The organism is Flavobacterium sp. TR2 (genome assembly GCF_025252405.1).
Classification (GTDB): domain Bacteria; phylum Bacteroidota; class Bacteroidia; order Flavobacteriales; family Flavobacteriaceae; genus Flavobacterium.
This window is the reverse complement of sequence record NZ_CP104307.1, coordinates 1,210,269-1,233,524: the sequence shown is the minus strand read 5'-3', so window position 1 is coordinate 1,233,524 and position 23,256 is coordinate 1,210,269. Positions and strand designations below refer to the sequence as shown.

The window sequence follows — 23,256 nt, the reverse complement described above, 5'->3', positions numbered from 1 at the left end:
TAAAGAATGCTTAATTTTTTTTATTTTGTTTGCCACGAATTACACTAATTTCCACAAATTTTTCCAAGCTTGAAGTTTTAATTCGTGGCAAACTTTATTTTACTCTTCAAATAACTCCATCAACTCCAACGCTCTTTTTATTGACTTTACATTTTCAAAAGTCAATAATAAACGTAATCCATTTACGGTTTGTTTTTCTTTCATTTTGCAGAGTGTGCTATGTTTTTGAACAAAATTCAAAACATTTCTAAACTTCACAGATTGGTAATAATCTGACTGCTGATCGGATACAAAATAACCAATCATTTTGCCTTGCTTCAAAACCAATTTCTCGATTCCAACTCTTGTTGCAATCCATTTGATTCTGATGCTGTTTAATAACGCAACAGCTGGTTTTGGCAATGGCCCAAAACGGTCGATTAGTTTTTTCTCAAATTCCTGTAGTCCCGCTTCGTCTTTTATCGCGCTCAATTCGTTGTATAAAACCAAACGCTCCGAAACGTTATTGATATATTCGTCTGGGAATAAAAGCTCAAAATCGGCATCGATCTGAATGTCTTTTACATATTCTTTCGTGTCGATATCATTTTCCTCAGGATACAATTCTTTAAACTCGTTTTCTTTCAATTCTTCGATCGCTTCATTCATGATTTTTTGGTACGTATCAAAACCAATTTCATTAATGAAACCGCTTTGTTCACCTCCTAATAAATCTCCTGCACCACGAATTTCAAGATCTTTCATTGCAATATTGAAACCGCTTCCTAATTCGCTGAATTGCTCTAATGCTTGAATACGTTTTCTAGCATCCTCGGTCATTGAAGAATATGGCGGGCAAATGAAATAACAAAATGCTTTTTTGTTGCTTCGCCCTACACGACCGCGCATTTGGTGCAAATCTGAAAGTCCAAAATTGTTCGCATTATTAATGAAAATTGTGTTGGCATTTGGAACGTCCAATCCGCTTTCGATAATGGTTGTTGCCACCAAAACGTCAAAATCTCCGTTCATGAAACCTAACATTAATTCTTCAAGTTTAGCGCCATCCATTTGTCCGTGGCCAATTCCTACTCTAGCATTTGGAACCAAACGCTGAATCATTCCTGCGACTTCTTTTATATTTTCGATTCGGTTATTGATAAAGAAAACCTGTCCGTTTCTTTGAATTTCATACGAAATCGCATCGCGGATAATTTCTTCATTAAAACCAACTACATTGGTTTCAATAGGATAGCGGTTTGGCGGAGGCGTCGTAATTACTGATAAATCTCGAGCTGCCATTAACGAAAACTGAAGCGTTCTCGGAATTGGCGTTGCCGTCAATGTCAACGTATCGACATTGGCCGCAATGGTTTTTAACTTATCTTTTACATTAACTCCAAACTTTTGCTCCTCATCCACAATCAATAAACCCAAGTCTTTAAAAACTACATTTTTGTTTACTAATTGATGCGTTCCAATAACAATATCAAGTTTTCCTTCGGCTAAATCTTTTAAGGTTTGTGTTTTTTGTTTCGCCGTTCTAAATCGGTTTAAATAGCCAATTGAAACCGGCATATCTTTCAAGCGTTCCGAAAAAGTTCTGTAATGCTGATAAGCCAAAATCGTAGTCGGAACCAAAACAGCGACTTGTTTGCTATTGTCAACGGCTTTAAAAGCAGCACGAATTGCAACTTCTGTTTTACCGAAACCAACGTCACCGCAAACCAAACGATCCATTGGGCGATCGCTTTCCATATCGGCTTTAACTTCTGCGGTTGATTTCATTTGGTCTGGCGTATCTTCGTATATAAACGAACTTTCCAATTCGTTTTGAAGATAACTGTCTGGCGCAAACTGAAACCCTTTTTCTAAACGGCGCTTTGCGTACAGCTGAATCAAATTGAACGCAATATGTTTGACACGCGCTTTTGTTTTCTGTTTTAAAACCTTCCAAGCGTTCGATCCTAATTTGTAGATTTTCGGAGGCGTTCCGTCTTTTCCGTTATATTTGGAAATTTTGTGAAGCGAGTGAATGCTCACATACACAATATCATTATCGGCGTAAACCAGTTTTATGGCTTCCTGCGTTTTTCCTTCTACTTGAATTTTCTGCAGCCCTCCAAACTTTCCAATTCCGTGATCGATATGCGTTACATAATCGCCCACAGAAAGTGCGGTCAATTCTTTTAAAGTGATGTTCTGCTTTTTAGAATAACCGTTTTTAATATTGAATTTATGATAACGCTCAAAAATCTGATGATCGGTATAAGCCGTTATCTGATTTTCTTCATCAATAAATCCTTGATACAAAGGCAATACGATAGTATGATATTGCTTTCTGATATTTTCTGAATTGGCTTCGTCTAGGCTTTCAAAAATATCGTGAAAACGTTTTGCCTGCGTTTCATTAGAACAAAACAGATAATTGACATATCCGTTAAAATGATTCTCACTTAAATTATTGAGCAATAAATCAAATTGTTTATTGAATGAAGGCTGAGGCTGAATATGGAATTCGAATTTTTTAGTGGTTTTAAAAACGGGTCTAGAAGCCAATTCTACAACCGAAAAATCCAAAGCTCTTTTGATAAACGAAGCCTGATTTAAAAACAATTGTTCGGGCGTGGCGTGTTTTATTTCTTTCGACAATTTCTCAAAAGCTTCTTCTGCTCTAGCAAATTGTTTATCTAACTGACTAAAAAGCCCTTCAGTATTTTGAATGAAAAGTACCGTTTTCTCTGCAATATAGTCTAAGAAACTTTCGCGGTTTTCCTGAAAAAGTTTGTTCTCAACATTCGGAATAATCGTGATTTTTTTATGAGTCTCTACAGATAACTGCGTTTCAACATCAAAAGTTCTGATGCTGTCCACTTCGTTACCGAAAAATTCAATTCTATAAGGATGATCATTAGAGAAAGAGAATACATCGACAATTCCTCCTCGGACTGAAAACTCTCCTGGTTCTGTGATGAAATCTACTCTTTTGAATTCGTATTCAAACAAAACTTCGTTGATAAAATCGATCGAAATTTTATCATTCAAAGCTACTTTTAAAGTGTTTTTATCAAGTTCTCTTCTGGTAACTACTTTTTCAAAAAGCGCTTCTGGGTAGGTAACAATTACGGCTGGTTTTTTTCGGGAATTAATTCGGTTTAAAACCTCAGCGCGAAGAAGGACATTGGCATTATCGGTTTCATCAATCTGATACGGACGGCGAAATGATGCAGGATAAAACAATACATCTTGTTCGCCAATCATCTGCTCCAGATCATTTAAATAGTATGCCGCTTCTTCTTTGTTGTCTAAAACAATCAGAAAAGGCAGCTCTGTTTTCCTGAAAACAGAACGGATAATAAATGAAACAGCAGATCCCAACAATCCGCTGATGTTCATTTTTACCTGATTTCCTTCCAGTAGGCTTTTGGCAATCTGCTCTGCTTTTGGCAGATTGTCGTAGGTTGTATATAAGGCGTTTTTACTCAACTTTTGGTATATTTTGATCTATTGGCGGTGCCGAACTCGGAATCGCACGCGTTGTGTCTAACATTCTAAGGAAATCTTCTTCTCCTTGTTCTTTAGGTATTTTGGCTTTTTCGACAATTTTATCCATTTGTCTTTCAAGCGAAATCAGTTCTTTATTGATTTCCTGTATCAAAAACACGACTTTATCGTCTGGGATTTTACTTAAATGGATAAACAAATCCAGCATTTTAATTTTAGTAATCAAAATAGAAATACGGCTTCTAATCTGCGGCTGGTTAAACTGAGCTGGAATATTGTTATTAAGAGCCATTGCTTTTTTAGAAATAGCCTCCGATTTTTTCTGAAATGCACCAATTGTCTTTCTAGGCTTTTCTCCTATTTCTTTCATAAACTCTCGCCACTCTGTCCAAGAATTCAATTGCGATTCTGAGATTTCGTTAATTGGCTCATCTAGAAAGGTCCAACCTTTATTTATATTGTTAAAAATAGCTTCTTTCTTTTTTGCTTCTTTTGCATTTTCTGCAAGGCGTTTTTCATTTTCATTTTGGCAAGAAAATAACAAAGTTGTCAAAAGCAGAAAAAGAGATATTGGGTATTTCATTGATTAAAATAGTTAAGCCGCAAAGTTACGAAGTAAATTTACAATTATGAATGCTGTTTTTTGCTAAAGATTCTATAAATCAAGGTTATTTTTTCGTCTTTTTATGGCTGCCGGTATATCAATTTGAAATGTTTCATTTACTGGATATACTAATAAAACCGCGCTTTTTCAAGGATTTTCAAAAAGGCACAAAGACACACTTTTAAAAGAGAATAATATAACAAACAAACTTTTTAATTATTGAATTTACAATTTATGATTGAAAAAATCATAAGTATTTGCGAAAACGTTATATTTGTGTCTCTAAAAAAATCTCTAAAAAAAATGAATCCTAAAATATTGATCATTGGCGCCTGCGGACAGATAGGAACCGAGCTGACTCAAAAACTGCGTAAAATATACGGAACCGAGAATGTTATCGCTTCTGATATTAGAAAATTAAATACTGATGTTGTTAATTCAGGGCCTTTTGAAGTGGTCAATGCTTTAGATTTTAATCAGATCGAACATCTGGTTGAAGCGCATCAAATTACAGATGTTTATCTGATGGCCGCTCTTCTATCTGCAACTGCCGAAAAAAATCCAGCTTTTGCTTGGGATTTGAATATGAATTCGCTTTTTCATGTTTTGAATTTAGCGAAAGCAAAAAAAATCCAAAAGATTTTCTGGCCTTCAAGCATTGCTGTTTTTGGACCAACAACTCCAAAAGAAAATACTCCGCAATATACTGTCATGGAACCTTCTACGGTTTACGGAATAAGCAAACAGGCAGGCGAGAGATGGTGCGAATATTATCATAATGTATACGGTGTAGATGTTCGCAGTATTCGTTACCCTGGCTTAATCAGCTGGTCGACTCCTCCAGGAGGCGGAACTACAGATTATGCTGTTGATATTTTCTACAAGGCTATTGCCGATAAAAAATACGAGTGCTTTTTGTCTTCTGAGACTAAAATGCCAATGATGTACATGGATGATGCGATTGATGCAACCATCAACATTATGAAAGCTCCTGCTGAGGAAATTAAAATTCACTCTTCTTATAATTTGGCGGCAATGAGTTTTACTCCTACTGAAATTGCTGCTGAGATTAAAAAACATATTCCGGAATTTGAAATCACGTATAATCCTGACTTCCGTCAAAAAATTGCTGACAGCTGGCCGGCAAGTATTGATGACTCTTCTGCGAGAGAAGACTGGAACTGGAATCATAAATTTGATTTAGAATCTATGACCAAAGATATGATTGAGCATTTGAGCTAATTATTGCTCTTCACAATTTGTTCAACAATGTCGAATAAAATATTCAATTGCCTCCAGCTTTAGCTGGAGGTTTTTTTGTTGCAAAAGTGAAGGGCTTTAGCCAAACTTTGATGGTTTGGCTGTTTTTACTATTCTATTGGAGCAATTATATTATTATTAATCATCTTATTATAGTCTCCCTCATAATCCCCATTATCGTATTTTTTGAAAAAATTGATGTTTTTTAAATCAAATCTAAATTGATATTTTTCTTTAAATTCAAATAACTTGCCATCATCGTAATTAGGATAATTGATATAATCTTTGTCATTAACAATTATGTTCTTCGATTTCATTTCAACAATAATCATTTCATCTTTTTCATAAATTTTTGTAAAATCTTTATAAGATATTTTTATTTCTTCATATTCATTATTCCAGTAACAAATTCGCTTTCCTAAAAAATATAACTTATTCTCTTTGTAATAATACAGTAACCAGCCAAAATTATATTCCCCTATCAGTGGAAACAAAAAGACATAGGTGTTATTTTTTTTAAAAACAGTTGGTCCAGATGTTATTAATTCAGATGTTTTTATATTTCGAATAATTGCTTTATCTATATCCTTAAACTTTACATTTATAAATTCAACTTGATTTTGTGCATCCGATTTTATAATTGAATTCGAGATCATAAAATCATCACATGATAAATTGTAAAAATCTTCATTGCCCATCGTAGTTGAACAAATGACACTTTTAAATTCATCTTCTCTACTAAAACCACTATTCTTATCTAAATCTAAAAGTTCTTTGTTTTGTTTTACTTCTAGTTTTTTAATTGGTGTTGCCGTTTTTTTGCAACCAAATAAAATTGAAAAAATTATTAATAAATATATCTTTCTCATTTTTTAAATTTTTTATTAATCCCAGAATTTCTCTGCAATTTTTTTCTGTTCATCTTTTTCTTGTTTACTCATATTTTCTTCATCTTTATAAGATATAAAAACCCCTGGATGACATCTATTATTTAATCCAGATGCTGATTTAGCATTTCTTATCTCAAAATGTAAATGCGGATCTTTTGTAGTCCCATAGCCACTTGTCCCCGCTAATCCTATTTCTTTACCACATGCTACTTCTTTTTCACTCATGTTAATTGAAATACTTTGAAGATGAGCATAAAACAAGTATATATTCCCATCTAAATTAAATCCTTCTCCTTGTAAAATTTCCCCTTCATCTTCATAGACTAGTTTAAAATCCTTTTTCCTTTTTACAAAAACCTCCTTATCCTTTACTCTTAGACAAACTACCTTTCCATAACCATTTTGTGTTTCTATAAATTCTATAAATGAATCTACGCATGCATATACACTATCTCCTGGAAGAGCAATCAAATCAATCCCTTGATGATTAATTTTTTCCCTTTCTTTTCTAACTCTGCCAAATACATTATATCTCGGTCTATAATTTCCATTCTGAGTGTATAAACACAACATTGGGTTATCTACAGGATCATGCCATCCTAATTTACTAGATGATTCACTATTTGAATTATATTTACAATCATATTTTTTTTGTTTCTTACCTAACCCTGATGCATAACTAATTCTATACCTTCCTAGTATTTCTGAACGTTGAATTATCCCATCATTATTGTTTTCAATGTCAACACTCTTATTTTGTTTGTACTTTTCTGTACCGATCTCATATAGGGGGTAATCATCTTTTTTGTTTACACCCATTGGAGCAAAAACATGAAGATAAATATCCTCTGGCGTAATTATTTTATTTGCTGATTTTTCAAAATATTTCTTCACATAATTCAATTGTTCAATTTCACCCATTTTTGCAAATCGTAGTTTTACATCATGCAATTTTTCGAAGCCATCTCCATTTTTAAATTCTCCAATTTCTACTAATGCGTCTTGTGTAAATTGAATAAGTCCTACAGCCCTTGATGATTTTTGCTTAACAATTGTTCCATCTTTTTGTTTAATTGAAATTTCATTTTCAAAATCTTTCTTTGAGATTTTATCTAATGGTATTAATTCTTTTCCCATTATTTGATGTGCTTTAAAAGACCCACTTGTCTCAACGCTCATAACTGCCATTAATCCATTTGCCATCTTATTATAATTTTTTGGCCAAAGAGATTTGCAAATCTCAACAACTTTTCTTCTAAAATCACAACTTACTTCATTAGCCCAAATAAGATTATAATCTTCACAAACACAAGTTCCTGTTTTATTATTGGCATTACTCTCAGACTTCTTAACCAAAACCGCACTCTTATACTCCGCCAATCCTAACAAAGCACTTTTTTTGGTAATTGCCACTCCACCATTTGCAGTTTTATTACCATTGTATAATATTTTATCTTCACTATCCTGCACAACAGCATATACAGTTCTGGAAGGTAGTTTCTCGTTGATTCTATCCCATTTTAAAGTTGCTGTTATTTTTCCACTTGTATCTACTGTAACATCTTTAACATCAAAAAGCATTTTACTTTTTTCGTAAATCGTGATTTTTAATTTTTCCCCTGCTTTTATACCTCTCGATTTGCCGTAGAAATAACTTCCTTGGTTGTAGTCTACATGATAGTGTCTTTCTTTACCGTCTTGTGTGCCAATTGTGCAATAAGTTTTCGGGCTTTTAAAAACACAAATTCATTAAAATATTATCGACATTTATGTAGTTCTACTGATGCCGTTTCGATTTTATTTGTAAAAGGGTTTTCGGTTTCAATATATTTCTTTAATAATTTATTGTAGAAACCATTCCAAGTAATTGATATCTTGCTACTATCATTTACTACAAAAGTACCGATAGCCCTTTTCTTATCGAGGTTTTCCCAATTTTGCATTTCTTCTGAACGAGGAATTATTGGAGGAAAATCAGTGAAATAAAATTCATAAGTATTAATATCTATCTTTTTTAATTCCGTATTCATACAAAATCTCCCTGGAACGCTAAATTGTCCTCCAATCACATCAAAATAGACATTCGTATTTGAATTGCAATCAGAACTCCAATTAACATCTTTGAATGAGTAATCCTCGACTGTGACTTGTTTATGCTCATAATTTAAGTCACTGCTTCTTATCTTAAATTGTGATGGGAATAAATCAATAAAAAAACTGCTATTAATATAAGGTGGAAGAAAATTACTCGTAATATGTCTCTGCAATTTCCATTTCTTTAAGTTTTGATCATATATGTAAATATCCGCAAAACTCCCTTTTTTAAGATTAATACTCTCTTCACTAAATCCATACTTTACATCTAAATATTCCTTTTTAATATGATAACAATAAATATTATAATCTGCAAAATTATTTTTTAAGATCTTTTCAATTTTTTCACTATCAACTTTCAAATCAAGATTATTAAAATCAAAATCTTTATAATACTCTTGTTTCCAAAAAAGAAAAAGAGATTTAGTTTTGGGAATAAAATGTACTGCAAAATACCCTTCGTTTTTAAAGTTTAAATAACTAAAAAAGGGGTGATCAGATAAATTTGACTCATCAACAACTAAAAAATATCCTTTAAAATATTTTTTCGCAAAAAAATCAACTTGCGAATAATTTAAAATACTGTCTTTAACATTTTCATCTTTTTTTTGAATATCTCTTTTGCAAGAAATTACAAAAAGCATGATACACAAAACATAAATAATTTTAAACCTAATTACTTTTATTTCCATCATTATCAAATTTAGTTTTCATATAATTTTCTGGATTTAACCTATCTTTTCCAAAAAAAGTGACTGCATTCGCCCCATCAGAACAAGCTTCTATATGACAATGCCAAAATTCTCTCTCAATTCCATGTCCTCTTTGTCCATTGGGCAATCCGCTAAAAGAAGCATTTCCTGTTGAACCTGATAAAGCAATTTTTTGACCATGTTTTACTTTTTGTCCTTCTGTTACATAAACTGAATCCAAATGGCAATAAAGAAGATACACTGTTTTACCATCTTTATCTTTAGATTTAATATTTATAACGTTTCCTAATTTTCTGAATCCATATTCGTTTGTTCTAAAAGAAGTCACTATTTTTTCAACTGTGCCACATAATAATGAATGAACATCTTTATAATTAGGCCCCGAAAGGATATCAACACCTTTATGTCCTCTTGTTCCTAAACCGTATCGATTATTATTTTTACCATGATTATCCGAACTTATTTCTGGATTGTCCCAAATGTCTGCATAATTAAAACATTGAGAATAATCATCTGGGCATTTTTCATTTTCAACCTTATTACAACAAGTATATTTGAATTCTTTTAAAAAACCTTTTTTAAGGTGCAAATCACTTTTCTGTGCTAATTCTTCCTTCAAATATTCATCATAAATTCTCTTTACATCTGCAAAAGTATATTTTGAATCTTGCTGACCATAAGGGGAATTTGGTAAACTTGCCCAACATAAACTAGATATCAAAGCTGCTTTTTCTATGTTTCCATCAATGATTAATTGAACAATATCACCTTTAAGACCTCTAAATTTTTTCCTTTCTTCAATTTCACTTTTTACACCTGTAACCTTGTCTGTTTTCCAAAAAAAACTTTCTCTTCTATTACTTTCGTAACTATGTTTTAAAATTGCAACGCAATATTTATCTTGAGATTCCTGATTAAAATTTGAAATATTATACAATTTTGCAAGATTATTTTTTTCTACATAATGCCAAACTTTCTGATCGTCCTTATAATATCCATTCAATCCTTTATAGGTGTCGTACAAAATCTGATAAGCTCCTGCTGCAGTAGACGAAAGGGTATTATTAATTCTTATTTCTATATTAGGATGAGTACTCATATCTTTATGATAATCTTTTACAAAATCACTATTACCTACTAGCATAGTGTATCCTTTTATTCCTCTAGTGCCTTCCTTAACTCTCAACATCCTTATAAATGCTCTAACTCTTGCTTCACATTCGCAAGCACAGTTTTTATTATTTATTTTAGAAATACTGCTCTCAGACTTCTTAACCAAAACCGCACTCTTATACTCTGCCAAACCTAGCAAAGCACTTGTTTTTGTAATATGCACTCCTCCGTTAAAAACTTTATTGCCCTCGTACAAAATCTTATTTTCATTGTCTTGTACCACTGCATGAACAGTTCGTGACGGTATTTTTTGATTTATTTTGCCCCATTTTAATGTTGCTGTTATTTTTCCACTTGTATCTACTGTAACATCTTTAACATCAAAAAGCATTTTACTTTTTTCGTAAATCGTGATTTTTAGTTTTTCCCCCGCTTTTATACCTCTCGATTTGCCGTAGAAATAACTTACTTGGTTGTAGTCTACATGATAATGTCTTTCTTTACCGTCTTGCGTACCAATTTGGGCAGAGTAAATTTCACGTTTGTCCTCTACTTCAAGATGATTTTTAGATTTAAAAATATTATTCTCATTTGCCAGTTTTAACTGCGGTGCGCCAACTTGCAAATATAACATTCCCCAGTTTCCTGCTTTGTTTTTTAAATAACTGTCTAACACAAGCGGGATAAGGTTTCCGTCATATTTTTTTACAGTAATCACTTTGCAGTAATCATCTTTAAAGGCATCATTGTCCCAAATCTCGATAGCAAGATCTTCACCTATAAGATGTTCTTGTTTTACCCAGATATTTACTGTTTGGTTCCAGCTTGATTTTTCGATCTCGATACCGTTGCTGTCTGTAAAAAGAATTCCCAGTACTTTTGCCTGTTTTACTTCTATACTTAATGTTTTGCCTGGCTGTCTGTTTATACGGCATTTTACAATTTCTCTCCCAGCTTTGAGCGGTTTTATCGAGATTGTTTTTTTATCTGCAACTTTATGCGGTATTGCAGTGTCCCAAACCACCATTTCGCTTGCATTTAAATCTGGGAATACTAATTGATCTGCTTCTAAAAAAGTAGTTTTACCCACTTTAGGAACACCGTTGTAGCTAAAAGAAATTACATCATTTTCTTTTACCTCGAAATGCCAGTCGTCATTTTCATGTTTTGCATCTTGTCCGTAGGCATTTGCCAATGTAACATACGCTTCTACTACATATTTGCCCAAGTTCATGAGCTCATGTCCCGATATGCTTATGCTTGTACCATTTCCTAATAAGCTCCCATTTAAGTTCCATTTTACAGCTTGTACTTCTTTAGAAATTGTTTCTTGTTCGTCTGGCACATAAAAACTGAATGTACTCTTTTTTACAGCAAAATTCATTGGAGTACCAGGTCTTATAACCTCAGCATTATGTGTTATTTCTGCTACCGAATTGGCTATTGTTTCTCCTGCAAAACTTTGGGTTTGTGTTTCACCGTTTTCTAGCTTATATACCGCTGTAATTTTGTACTGGGCTTTTGAATTTGTGGGCGTAAAAGAAACCGTATTCTCAATTCGTGTTGATTTTAAGATATTTCCCGAAGCATCTGTAATATACATCTTCAAATTTTCGAGTTCCTCATCTGTAGGAGAGATCAAAAATTTGGCTTTAAAACTAGCAGGAAAGTTTTGTCTCAGTCTCATTTTGCCTTTAATGATCTTAGCAAAATTTTCGCCGTCAATTGGTACGAGCTCCGTTCCATCCAATTTATTTAAAACCACTTCAATATCAATAGAACATTCTGGGTAGTTTTTATTGTGTTTTCCGCTTTCAAAATCTTCTTTTTTGGGTTTACCGTAGCCTTCGATGCGGTATTTACCTAACACCAAAAATGTATATTTAAAGCTAGTTCCCAATTGTTCTTCTGCAAATAGCCGTTTGTCTTTGTCTCCTGTAAAGCCGTCATAAATCACCCATGAAGTAAGGTTAACATTTCCTGTTTTTACTTTTGCCAAAAAACTGCATTCTTCGTTTTGGCGTATTGTGACTTTTTCGATTCTTGTTGCATCGCTTGATGATACTGGCTTAAAATTGGGTGTACTTTTAATACTTTTTAATGTAATATTCAAAACGCTCGGGTAAGCGGTTTCTAAAGCTGGCATTTTTATACTGGGGTTTATAAGCGCAAGAGCTACTTGGTTTGTATTCTCGGCGTGCTCTTTCATAATCGTATCAGTCTGCCCCGACTTTACGACTTCTATTTTACCTCCTACTGTACATTGTAAGGTAGAAATCTCTGTAAGTATTTTATTTCCTTTTATGCTTGTTTTTTCATAAACTTTCTGCCATTTGGGTGCGGGAGTCAGAGCGCAGGGCTGATTACCCGCAGAAGATGGTTTTAGGGTACACTTGCCAAAAGTTGCTTCCGAGGGGTCAAAAGTTTTATCAATCTCAGTAGCAGTAAATTTACCTTCCCCACCATTAAATATCACTTTATTGTGAGAAGTAACCAATAATTTTGCTGTTTGTTTTGGATTTTCTGCCTTATCACAACAACACTGGGCTCCATGTACTACATAATATTTATTGTCATGGGCATTTTTTTCAGTCTCTTTTTGTTTTTCTTCCTCTTCCTGCTGTTTTTGCTGTTCTCTTTCTTCTATCTCTTGTTTTTTTTGTTCTTCTTTTTCCTTAAAAGCTGTTACTGTTTTCTGCCATTCTTCATTTTTTTTATTAATTGCATCAATCTCATCCTGAGGCGGCGTTAAAAGTCTTTTCCCTACAGGAGGTTCAGGACCAATTCCGTCCATTATTTCTGCATTCATATTGTGGTAGTGACGTAAATCACGTGGATTGTCGATTCCTAAATCACTGGCAATACTTTGCAATGTATCTCCCTTTTTTACTAAATAAGGTATTGAATTATTCATAGTCTTGGTTTTTATTAATGGCAGATATGTAGATGGTTTCGCGATGTTTATAAAAAGTACCTATATCTATTTGCATATTAGTTTCAGAAAAATCAAAACCTCCCATTTTATTTATAAATTCTACTTTATGTTTAATACTGGAAACTATAGGCTCTTGTTTAACTTTAATTTTTAAAGCAGATTCATAGCCTGTTACCATCTTCTTTACAATTTTCGAAAATTCCTTACTTTCCATCACTTCTCCATTGTAGGTTATTTCATTTAAAATAGAATCAAAATGTTTGTTCCCTTTCCATAAAACTTCATAATCAAACAGACTAATATTCCATGGGAACTCATACGAAGTATCCTTTTTTGATTTTTGAGTGCAGAAAATTGCCATTTTCAAAAAACTAAGTGGCAAATAATATTTGGCCATATGTGTCCCTTCTTTTTGGGCTAAACCTATAAAATGTTCTTTCATGCTTTCTATTATAGAATACTGATCTATATCACCTCCTTGATCTAAATTCCCTTCTATAAAATACTCTGGCATTAGTCTAAGTTTTTCATTTTTTATCTTTATCCTCTCTAATACATCTTCGTGATTATAGAGCTCAATTGAATCTATGTTAACATTAAATAAAAGCGGAAATAATACTTGTGAATATTCTTGAATAACTTTTGCCGCTAAACCTAATTTTACGCTACTGACATTTACTTTAAATGAAAACTTCTTTATCTCTATTTTTAATTCCTGACTATTAACTTCATCAAAACTAAACTCATAAGTCATTGTTGTCTCAGCTATATGATTTGGTTGTTCTGTCCGAATATTACTTAGTACCTTAAAATTTCCGTGTGATTTAATACTCATACTTATCTTCTGTTTTACTAAAAGCTGTTATGGAAAAATTCTCGTGATAATGAAAATAAGAATTGCTGATTCTAATATTCGTTTCAGAAAATTCAAAATCAAGTCCCGTAGTATTGTATTTTGTTTCCTGTTTAATTGCAGTAGTTAGCACAGATTCTTCATCTGTAACTATCTCGGGATATTGATAATCGTTTCCTGAGGTTTTAATACTGTTAAGTAGTTTTTCATCTCCATTGTTTTCTGACTTATACTCTAGAATATTAGATTCAGGATTAAAGTTTTTTCTCCCTTTCCAAAAGACGTCGCAGTCTAATGTATGGACACTCCAGCAAAAATGGTAATCGATATTGTTTTGTGGTTTTTCGAAACAAAACTGTAGAACGTTGATCAAGCCTAAAGAATGCAAATAATTTACCATTGCATATCCATCTTTTGCTACTTTTTCAAAAAATGCCGTACGAATGTATTCCAGCCCAGCCCCTTTATATTTAAAATTTAGTTCTCCGTCTATATGTAATAAACGCTTTGAAATTTCATTATAATTTGCCAAGAAGAAACTCTCACTTCTCACCTCAAACAAAACTGGAAAAAGTGCGTCATTATAGATATATGCTATATTCTCAAACTTTGAGTCTAATTTTTTATCATTAACCTTAAAATTTTGACGTTTTATTTCTATTCGGGAATTATAATGTTTTACAATTTCAATTTCATATGTGCTGTAAGATTCTTGCTTTCTATCAAAAAGTTCCTGATTGATTTTATGTAGAATTTTAAAATTGTATTTTGAACCTGTACTCATTTTTTTAACTGTTAAAAAATTAACCATTAAAGCTACAAAGTAACTATTTCCCTACATATTACTTAAAAGGTATTTTTATAACAAAATAAGCTCAAAAATCATGAGTTGTTTCTTACTTTTTTTTGTTTAAACAAAAAAAATCCAAAGCTAGAAACCAGCTTTGGATTTTTTTTATTTAAGCATTATTGAATCTTTACTTCACTTCAAAAACATTATTGGTCTGTTTTACATCAGCCATCAATCCGCTTGGATCGATAGTGATTTTTTTGATTGACGTTTTATTTTTGTCAATTGTAAAACTATAATTTTGCTGTGCCCAAGCCCAGTCTTCCAGAACTGTTCTTTTTTCGTTTGGATTTGGGTTTGGTTTAATGAAATTCATCATTCTCAACGGAATATAGAATGTTTCTGATGTTCCGTCTGTGTAATCTATTTTTAAATCGATTGGCATTGGCATTCTTCCAATTCTTTCTAAAGTTACAGTTGTTTTTCCTGCATTGTCAGCAACGTCCTTAATTCCGTAATCGATTGTGTTAGTTGTTTGCGTCCAATCAATTAAATACCAGTCTAACTCAGCTCCAGAAACTCTTTCAGCTGTTCTTTTAATGTCGTTTGGAGTTGGGTGCTTGAATTTAAAATCGTTAAAATATCTCTTTAAAGTGGCATCAACATTATCTTTTCCAATTACATATTCTAATTGAGAAAGGAAAAGGCTTCCTTTTACATAAGATGAAATACTGTATGGGCGGTTTTCGTCATAACGATCTCCGTGCGTTGTCTGTGGCTGTTCTTTTCCAGAATTTACTAAACTGTAATATGCTTTGTAATTTCCTGTAAAAGGATTTACTTCTTTTTTATCTCCTTTTAATTCATTCAAAGCGCTGTCTTCGATGTAAGTTGTAAAACCTTCGTCCATCCAAGGGTGTTTTGACTCGTTTGAAGCTAAAATATGCTGGAACCAAGAGTGTCCTAATTCGTGCGTTGCAGTTCCTAAAATTCCTTCAAGAGTTCCGTTTCCTAACATTAAAGTACACATTGCATACTCCATTCCGCCGTCTCCACCTTGAATAAATGAGTATTGCTTGTATGGATAAGCCCCTACTCTTTGGTTGTAATATTCCATTACTTTAACCATCAAAGGCTCTAACTGTTTCCAGTTTGCAGTTGTTTTTTCGTTGTTTTTGTAGAAGAAATGCAGATCAACATCGTTTGGTCCTTTTACAATATCATGTGTATATTCTTTGTCGGCAGCCCAAGTAAAGTCGTGAACATTTGGCGCAATAAAATGCCAAGTCAATGTTTTTGCTTTTTTAGGATATGTAACGGTTACACCTGCATCTTGGTAACCATGCCCAATTGAATTTTTGTCCTGCAAATATCCAGAACCTCCAATTGTGTAGTCTTTATCGATTGTAATTTTTACATCAAAATTACCCCAAACACCGTGAAATTCTCTTGCGATGTAAGGATCTGCGTGCCATCCTTCAAAATCAAATTCGGCTAATTTTGGATACCACTGTGACATAGAAAGTTCTACGCCTTCAGAATTGTTTCTTCCTGAACGACGAATCTGAACTGGAACTTGTCCGTCAAAATCTAATGTAAAAGTCGTTTTAGAATTTGGAAGGATTGGTTTTGCCAAAGTCACTTCCAAGATTGTTCCCGAAACTCTTGTTTGAGCGGCAACTCCGTCTTGTTTGAAATTTGCAATTTTTAAGTAACCAATTTCGTTTGGTTTTAAAGTTTCAATACGGCTTTGTTTTACTTCTTTTCCATCAGCTTGTTTTACTTTGTTTACCATTCTTCCGTCTGGGTCCTTAATAAAGTGAAGACGCGCATCCATTTCGCTTCCTGGCTGGAAGGCATTTGGAAATAAATGATAGAACACTTTCTTTAGTGTATCAGAAGAGTTGTTGGTATAAACCAATTCTTGTTTTCCTTTGTACTGATAGTTTTTTACATCCATCGAAACCTCCATTTTATAGTCAGCGTGCTGCTGCCAGTATGGGGCGCTTTGTGCAAAAGCCGAATTAAACCCTAAGCTTAGGAAAGAAAGTAAAATAATTTTTCGCATTTTTTTATGTAATAGAAAATGGAAGGGCACAGACCCTTCCATTGGATTAATAGTGTATTATTGTTTATTTTTTAGACATCTTTTCAGCCATTAGCAAAGCATTATAAGCGTTTACCATCTTAGCTGTTTTTGATGATTCTACTGAAGAAACTGCTTTTGGCGCTTCGTCTGGATTTTCGCTTTCGCCCAAAACAACCATTGAAGGAAGTGCCACTCCAGAGTCCATCAAAATCTTTTTAACCTGAGCTGCTTTCAATTTTGGATAGTAAGAACGAATCAGCGCTGCAACACCTGCTGCATTTGGAGATGCCATTGATGTTCCTTGCAAATATTTGTATTTATTATTTGGAACTGTTGCATAGATTTCTTCACCAGGTGCAAAAACGTCTACATTTATTTTTCCGAAGTTTGAGAATGGAGCCACAACTGTTTCTCCGTACGATTTATTAATTGCTCCAATTGTGATTAAATTATCTGCAAATTCTTTTACGTTGTCTTTAGAATCGTTTGGATAATTAATGTTCTTCGCTTCGTCGATATTGTAGCCATCGTTACCTGCTGCATGAACAATTAAAACGTCTTTTTTAGCTGCATAAGTAATGGCATCATAAACCCATTGTTTGTGCGGAGAAAAACTTTTTCCAAAACTTCCGTTAATTACTTTTGCTCCATTGTCTACTGCATAACGAATTGCCAAAGCGATGTCTTTATCGTATTCGTCTCCGTCTGGAACAGCTCTAACGGTCAAAATTTCAACATTTGCCGCTACTCCGTCTCCGCCTAAATTATTTCCTCTAACTTGAGCAATAATCCCTGCAACGTGAGTTCCGTGAAGTGCTTTTTCTTTGTCTGGACCAAAAACAACATTGTTTCCGTAATGATTGTCTTTAATATCTTCAGGATTGTCGCCTACGATTTTTCTTCCGTCGTATTCTTTATTCAAATTATAATCCAACTGATCGTAAACTTGTTCTTTGTATTCTCCAAAATCAGCTTCTGGATCAAAAGTTGGCCCTGCATTTGTAAAAATTCGGGTCATAATCTCTTTACTTCTCAAAACTTTTGGATCTGTTGAAGCAATAGCGCTTAAATCTTCTATTTTGTACGTAGATTTGTTAAGCTCTTTTTTGATGGTATTATGAACATCAAGTAAAAAATCTACTTGCTGTTTATCTTTTAATGCTTTTTCATATTTTTCTGTGTATTGCGCCAAAGCCGCTTTGTATTCTGGAGAACCATCATCAGCTTTTTTTACGATACGGGTCATTTCTAGATTTTCGTGAACAGCGTTTCCAAGGAAATTCCATCCGTGAATGTCATCTATAAATCCGTTTTTATCGTCATCGATTCCGTTTCCTGGAATTTCTTTTTTATTGGTCCAGATCATTCCCTGCAGATCTTCGTGCTCAATATCGACACCAGAATCTACAATTCCTACGATTACTTTTTGCCCTGTTTTACCTTGCAGTAATTCAGCATACGCTTTGTCAACGCTCATTCCCGGAATAGAATCTTTTATTAAATCGAGATGGCTCCATCTTTTTAATTCATTTTCGCTAAGAGGCGCTTTTTTTACAACCGCTGCCGGCGCTTTAATAAATTCTTTTGAAGTTGAAACCTGCGCTTGTACAGTGGCGCTGCAACCTGCTAAAACAAGCAATGCAAAAGCAGATAATTTAAGAGGTTTTATATGATTCATGTATCTAATAAATATAAGTAAAGTTAAATGATGGGTCTAAATTATGCTTTTTTGTTACAAAAAACTAACAGTTAACAATGTGTTATGAAATTTTAATGAAAATTACTGAAAACTAAAATATCCGCAAACATTTATCTCTCAATTCATTATAAATGCAATCTGTTGGATTAAAAATATACTTAGACGCAATTATTTATTTAAGAATTGCCAAAAAATCAACAAATAATATAGCCATTACGGCTTCCCGTAAGGTTTTCCTTTTTAAATCGACTATACTTGCGCGACCTAATCCCTAAACTTATTCTATGAAGACAAAACTACTCTTCTTGCTTTTACTGGCAAGCTTTTCTATTAACGCACAAACCAACTTAGTTCCGAATGGGAATTTTGAGACTTGGTCTGTGTCTACTAAACCAGACAACTGGTATCAATATTTTAGCGGTTATATCTCTAAAAGTGCAGATGCTCAAAATGGCGCTTCGAGCATTAACATGATGGTAGCCAGCGGAACGTTTAACTTTATTAACACAGAGTATTTTCCTGTAACGGCTGGTAAAACGTATAGAGTTACCATGTACCACAAACTTGCAAAAGGAACATTTTCTTCTGTCGAATTTAGCTTGTATCATAAGCCTAGCACTTTTAAGGAGGAAATAATTAAAAAAACGGATGTGACTTTTTCTTCTACAGAATGGAGAAAAATAGAATTTGAATATACTTCAACTGTTTCTGAAAATATTGAAGTTGACATTTGGGCTTATGGAAGTCTTAATTCTGAAATTTTGGTTGACAATGTTTCAGTGGTAGACGTAAAAGATATTCCGCTTCAATACACGAAGATTCCGGATGTTGAATTCGAAAAAAAATTAATTGCTTTAGGACTTGACAGTGGCGCAACCGATGGAAGAGTATTAACATCAAACATTCAAACTGTCAAATCATTGAGTCTTGACACAAGGGTTATTTCTGACTTAACAGGGATTGAAGATTTTACAGCTTTAGAAACATTATCTGCGAAAGGAACCAATTATTATTACCCTACTGCAGAATCTGATGGTATATTGAAAACATTAAATGTTTCTAAAAATATTAATTTAATATCTCTAGATTGTTCTACAAACAAGTTGACTAGTATAGATATCTCTGCCAATACGAAATTAAACTATTTGAATTGCAGCGGAAATAAAATAGCTTCAATCAACCTAGCGAACAATCCTAATTTAGGAATAGCTAATGTCGACTATAACTTAATCAGCACTATTGATATTTCTAAGAACCAGGCTTTAACTTCATTCTCTTGTGCCTATACAAAAATAACTTCTTTTGATGCAGGTAAAAATCCTGGATTGCGTCTTTTAAACGTAAACGGAAATAAACTGCCTTCTTTAGATATTTCAAACAATTCGTACCTATATACATTATATTGCGAAGGGAATTCATTTACATCTCTTAACACCTCAAAAAACTATAATTTAATTACGCTTAGTTGTATTGGTACCCCAATAACAACTTTAGATTTATCAAATAATGTTTTATTGCAGACTCTAGACTGTTCTACTACCGCAATAACAACTTTAGATCTTTCTAAGAACCTTGATTTAAAATCACTTAGCATCGAAGCGACTCAATTAACTGCAATTGATGTTTCTGCTAATTTAAAATTGGAAAGTTTTAGCGGAAGAGCCAGCAAGTTAAAAACACTAGATCTTTCTAAAAATACAAATTTAACTAGATTATTTTGTCATGAAAGTGCCGCTTTAAGCGAAGTAAACCTAAAAAACGGCAACAATACCAAGATTAACGGTCAAAATTTTAATTTAACAAGCTGTCCGAATTTATACTGTCTACAGGTTGATGATGTAAATTATGCTACTCAAAACTGGAAACAAAAAGATGCGTATGTAAACTATACTAGCGCTGCTTGTTCTGCTCTAGCATATACATCTATTCCTGATAAAGAGTTTGAAAAAAGATTGATTGAATTGGGCATCGATTCTGGCACACCTGACGGAAAGGTGCTAACTCCAAGAATCGCTGCTGTAAAATCATTAAAAGTTGACCCTACTCTAGTTGCAGATCTAACTGGTCTTGAAGATTTTACTGCATTAGAAGTATTAGAATGCAGAAACAGCTGTATCGTTAGCACCGGTGGCGGATGCGGAAAAATCACTACACTCGATGTTTCTAAGAATACTGCATTGAAACAATTGTATTGTGAAGGCAATCAGCTTACAAGTTTAAATGTTAGCAAAAATATAAACCTTACGAGTCTATATTGTTCTTCGAACAAATTAACATCTCTAGACCTTTCAAACAATCCAGAACTTTCTGTTATTGATGTATCTCGCAATTTCTTGACCGAGCTTAATATTTCTAATAATAAAAAGCTAAGCCAAGTGACCTGCATAAGCAATAAAATAAAAAGTCTAGATGTAACCAACAGCAAATTAACTTTACTGGCTTGCAGTGATAATGAAATAAGCAGCTTGGATCTTACTAACCAAAGCAACTTGGTACAGCTGTATGTTGAAAACAATAAACTATCATCGTTAAATACTGCCAATAAGCCAAGTTTAATTTACTTTAATTGCAGCAATAATTTACTGACTAGTTTAGATGTAACTTCATCAATAAATTTATCAGAGCTTAAATGTTCAAACAACAAATTGACAAGTTTAAATGTTACCCAAAATGTCAATCTGACTTCTCTTGGGTGCGGCACCAATGCTATTGCAGGTTTTGATATTTCTAAAAATATAAAACTTAAAGAATTAGAATGCTCTTCGCTTCAATTAAAAGAGTTAGATGTTACGTTCTTGCCTGAATTAAAAAAATTGACTGCCAACAAAAACAATTTAACAGCTATTAATTTATCTAAAAACCTAAAATTAACTGATGCTTATTTGTCTGAAAATCAAATTGCTGAAATAGACGTCACAAACAATCTTTTATTAGCCTATTTATTGATTCAGAGTAACAAGCTTAAAGTTTTAAACGTTGTAAACAATCCAGAATTATATTATGTTGACTTTTACAACAATCAGTTAACGACTTTTGATATTTCAAAAAACAAAAAAGTGCAGTATGTAAATTGCAACACTAATAAGCTTACAAGTTTAAATTTGCAGAATGGCGTACAAAATCTTTATATCAACATTGAAATTCCTAACTATAAAAACAATCCTGATTTAAAATGTATTCAGGTTACTGACGCAAAATATTCCAAAACAAATTGGTCTTATTATGCAGATGCTAATGTTAGATTTTCTGAAGATTGCGCTGGACCTCTTACCCTTCTTCCTAATAATTTTACTGTTGAAGCAAAAGGAGAATTATGCCCAGGCGAAAATAATGGAGCGATAAACATCACTGCAAAAGAAACCTTTGCTTATCAAGCAAAAATTAATGACAAAGTATTGTCTTTTACAAACAACACTTTAAATTATAGCAATTTAGCTCCTGGAAATTACATTATTTCAATTACGATTCCGAACGAGATTTTTGAACAGAACTTTAATGTAACTATTCCAAAAGCAGCGGCTACCGCAGGAAAATCTAGTGTAACGGCTAAGAACGTAGACGTTGAAATTACTCAAGGAACTGCTCCTTTCACCGTATTTGTTGATGGTAAAGAACAATTCCAGACGACAGATGCCAATTTTACAGTTGCTTTGGATAAAGCTGGATTGGTTGAAGTGGCAACCGCAAAAGCTTGCGAAGGTGTTTTTGCTAAAAAAGTCACTTCTTATGAATTGGGGACAATGCTTGCTGCATATCCGAACCCTACTTCTGGCAGCATCGAAATCGAAATTCCGAATGCTAAAACTGAAGTTTTAATTGAATTATTCAACTTTGGCGGTCAATTGGTTTCTAAAGGGAACTACAGTGCTGAAAGCGGAAGGGTTCTTTTAAATCTTGAAAAATTGCCTGCAGGAATTTATGCGGCAAAAATCAATTTAGAAATTCCAGAATACATTAAAATTATAAAAAACTAAAAAATGAAGAATTCTATATATCTGTCAATTATCAGCTTAGCGTTTGCAGCTTGCAGCGGAGGCGGTGATGACCCAAAACCTGCAGAAAACACGGCGCCAACCGTTCCTGCTCTTTCATTTCCTGCTGACAATAAATTATGCCTAGACAATAATGTATCCTTTCAGTGGCAGGCCTCTACAGATGCAGAGAAAGATGCAATTGTGTATCAGATTCAAATTGCAAAAGATAATGCATTCGGCCAAATTGTAAACACCTTAGACAATTCATCGTTTTCTACAAGTCCTTTGCAATTGGATAAAAACACAGCATATTACTGGAGAGTAAAAGCTACTGACAGCAAAGGCCTATCTAGTGCTTATTCTTCAACATTTAAGTTTCATACTTCAGGTGACGCTGTTGTAAATCATTTGCCTTTTTCGCCAGAATTGATTTCTCCGACAACCAATGCTGCTTTGAGCACAACAACAGCGAGTTTGAAATGGGAAGCATCTGATGTTGATACTGCTGATGTTCTTACTTATGATGTCTATTTTGGCACTACAAATCCGCCAACTGCGAAAGTAAGCGAGAATACTAGTTCAAAATCATTTGGTGTTACGCTTCAACCCACAACACAGTATTACTGGAAAGTAGTTGTCAAAGACAATAAAGGCGGTGAAACCGTAGGCCAGGTTTGGAAATTTAAAACCAACTAAGCTTTAAAAATTACAATTAGTTAAATCAAAACTCCCATTTTCATTTTTTTGAAAACGGGAGTT

13 protein-coding genes are annotated in these 23,256 nt (G+C 33.4%); 3 read left to right on the top strand and 10 right to left on the bottom strand.

The genetic code is table 11. The features are described from left to right. Positions 1–99: 99 nt before the first annotated feature. Both mfd and N4T20_RS05725 read right to left on the bottom strand, forming a co-directional pair. The gene (gene mfd / locus N4T20_RS05730) at positions 100–3,465 is read right to left on the bottom strand and encodes a transcription-repair coupling factor (protein WP_260672125.1); all 3,366 of its coding nucleotides are present in this window, start codon (positions 3,463–3,465) and stop codon (positions 100–102) included. Next, complete coding sequence (locus N4T20_RS05725; RefSeq protein WP_260672124.1) at positions 3,458–4,066, bottom strand: hypothetical protein; 609 nt, start codon at positions 4,064–4,066, stop codon at positions 3,458–3,460. Before N4T20_RS05725 ends, mfd begins: the two co-directional genes overlap by 8 nt. A 324-nt stretch (positions 4,067–4,390) precedes the next feature. Here N4T20_RS05725 and N4T20_RS05720 point away from each other — a divergent pair, with 324 nt between their 5' ends. Next, entirely contained in the window at positions 4,391–5,329 is a 939-nt protein-coding gene (locus N4T20_RS05720) for an L-threonine 3-dehydrogenase (protein ID WP_260672123.1), read from the top strand. A gap of 128 nt (positions 5,330–5,457) precedes the next feature. On the opposite strand, the gene N4T20_RS05715 is transcribed toward N4T20_RS05720, so the two are convergent. The 8 genes from N4T20_RS05715 to N4T20_RS05680 all read right to left on the bottom strand — a co-directional run bounded on the left by N4T20_RS05715 (position 5,458) and on the right by N4T20_RS05680 (position 18,502). Beyond that, the gene (locus N4T20_RS05715) at positions 5,458–6,216 is read right to left on the bottom strand and encodes a hypothetical protein (RefSeq protein WP_260672122.1); all 759 of its coding nucleotides are present in this window, start codon (positions 6,214–6,216) and stop codon (positions 5,458–5,460) included. Between the two features lie 15 nt (positions 6,217–6,231). After that, positions 6,232–7,818 carry a M23 family metallopeptidase gene (locus tag N4T20_RS05710; protein WP_260672121.1) on the bottom strand — a complete coding sequence of 529 codons (1,587 nt, stop codon included), beginning with the start codon at positions 7,816–7,818 and terminating at the stop codon, positions 6,232–6,234. Positions 7,819–7,994: 176 nt separating this feature from the next. Further along, a complete protein-coding gene (locus N4T20_RS05705; RefSeq protein WP_260672119.1) occupies positions 7,995–9,023 on the bottom strand; it encodes a hypothetical protein in 1,029 nt (342 codons plus the stop codon). After that, complete coding sequence (locus N4T20_RS05700; RefSeq protein ID WP_260672118.1) at positions 9,004–13,071, bottom strand: PAAR-like protein; 4,068 nt, start codon at positions 13,069–13,071, stop codon at positions 9,004–9,006. The genes N4T20_RS05705 and N4T20_RS05700 overlap by 20 nt, the downstream gene beginning before the upstream one ends. After that, complete coding sequence (locus tag N4T20_RS05695; RefSeq protein ID WP_260672117.1) at positions 13,064–13,927, bottom strand: hypothetical protein; 864 nt, start codon at positions 13,925–13,927, stop codon at positions 13,064–13,066. Before N4T20_RS05695 ends, N4T20_RS05700 begins: the two co-directional genes overlap by 8 nt. Next, positions 13,917–14,729 (bottom strand): hypothetical protein, encoded by an 813-nt coding sequence (locus tag N4T20_RS05690; RefSeq protein WP_260672116.1) that lies wholly within the window; start codon positions 14,727–14,729, stop codon positions 13,917–13,919. Before N4T20_RS05690 ends, N4T20_RS05695 begins: the two co-directional genes overlap by 11 nt. A 193-nt stretch (positions 14,730–14,922) precedes the next feature. Beyond that, positions 14,923–16,803, bottom strand: a complete 1,881-nt coding sequence (locus tag N4T20_RS05685) for a M1 family metallopeptidase (RefSeq protein WP_260672115.1) — start codon at positions 16,801–16,803, stop codon at positions 14,923–14,925. Between the two features lie 64 nt (positions 16,804–16,867). After that, positions 16,868–18,502: a S8 family peptidase gene (locus N4T20_RS05680; RefSeq protein WP_260672114.1), complete on the bottom strand. Its 1,635-nt coding sequence runs from the start codon at positions 18,500–18,502 to the stop codon at positions 16,868–16,870. A 305-nt stretch (positions 18,503–18,807) separates the two neighbouring features. On the opposite strand from N4T20_RS05680, the gene N4T20_RS05675 reads away from it, so the two are divergent. Together N4T20_RS05675 and N4T20_RS05670 are read left to right on the top strand one after the other, a co-directional pair. Beyond that, complete coding sequence (locus tag N4T20_RS05675) at positions 18,808–22,497, top strand: T9SS type A sorting domain-containing protein (protein WP_260672113.1); 3,690 nt, start codon at positions 18,808–18,810, stop codon at positions 22,495–22,497. A 3-nt stretch (positions 22,498–22,500) separates the two neighbouring features. Further along, a complete protein-coding gene (locus tag N4T20_RS05670) occupies positions 22,501–23,193 on the top strand; it encodes a hypothetical protein (RefSeq protein ID WP_260672112.1) in 693 nt (230 codons plus the stop codon). Positions 23,194–23,256: the final 63 nt, after the last annotated feature.

Coding starts and splice junctions, on each gene's coding strand:
- N4T20_RS05725 (WP_260672124.1), bottom strand. CDS start 4,066: ATGAAATACCCAATATCTCTTTTTCTGCTTTTGACAACTTTGTTATTT.
- N4T20_RS05720 (WP_260672123.1), top strand. CDS start 4,391: ATGAATCCTAAAATATTGATCATTGGCGCCTGCGGACAGATAGGAACC.
- N4T20_RS05715 (WP_260672122.1), bottom strand. CDS start 6,216: ATGAGAAAGATATATTTATTAATAATTTTTTCAATTTTATTTGGTTGC.
- N4T20_RS05710 (WP_260672121.1), bottom strand. CDS start 7,818: ATGCTTTTTGATGTTAAAGATGTTACAGTAGATACAAGTGGAAAAATA.
- N4T20_RS05705 (WP_260672119.1), bottom strand. CDS start 9,023: ATGGAAATAAAAGTAATTAGGTTTAAAATTATTTATGTTTTGTGTATC.
- N4T20_RS05700 (WP_260672118.1), bottom strand. CDS start 13,071: ATGAATAATTCAATACCTTATTTAGTAAAAAAGGGAGATACATTGCAA.
- N4T20_RS05695 (WP_260672117.1), bottom strand. CDS start 13,927: ATGAGTATTAAATCACACGGAAATTTTAAGGTACTAAGTAATATTCGG.
- N4T20_RS05690 (WP_260672116.1), bottom strand. CDS start 14,729: ATGAGTACAGGTTCAAAATACAATTTTAAAATTCTACATAAAATCAAT.
- N4T20_RS05685 (WP_260672115.1), bottom strand. CDS start 16,803: ATGCGAAAAATTATTTTACTTTCTTTCCTAAGCTTAGGGTTTAATTCG.
- N4T20_RS05680 (WP_260672114.1), bottom strand. CDS start 18,502: ATGAATCATATAAAACCTCTTAAATTATCTGCTTTTGCATTGCTTGTT.
- N4T20_RS05675 (WP_260672113.1), top strand. CDS start 18,808: ATGAAGACAAAACTACTCTTCTTGCTTTTACTGGCAAGCTTTTCTATT.
- N4T20_RS05670 (WP_260672112.1), top strand. CDS start 22,501: ATGAAGAATTCTATATATCTGTCAATTATCAGCTTAGCGTTTGCAGCT.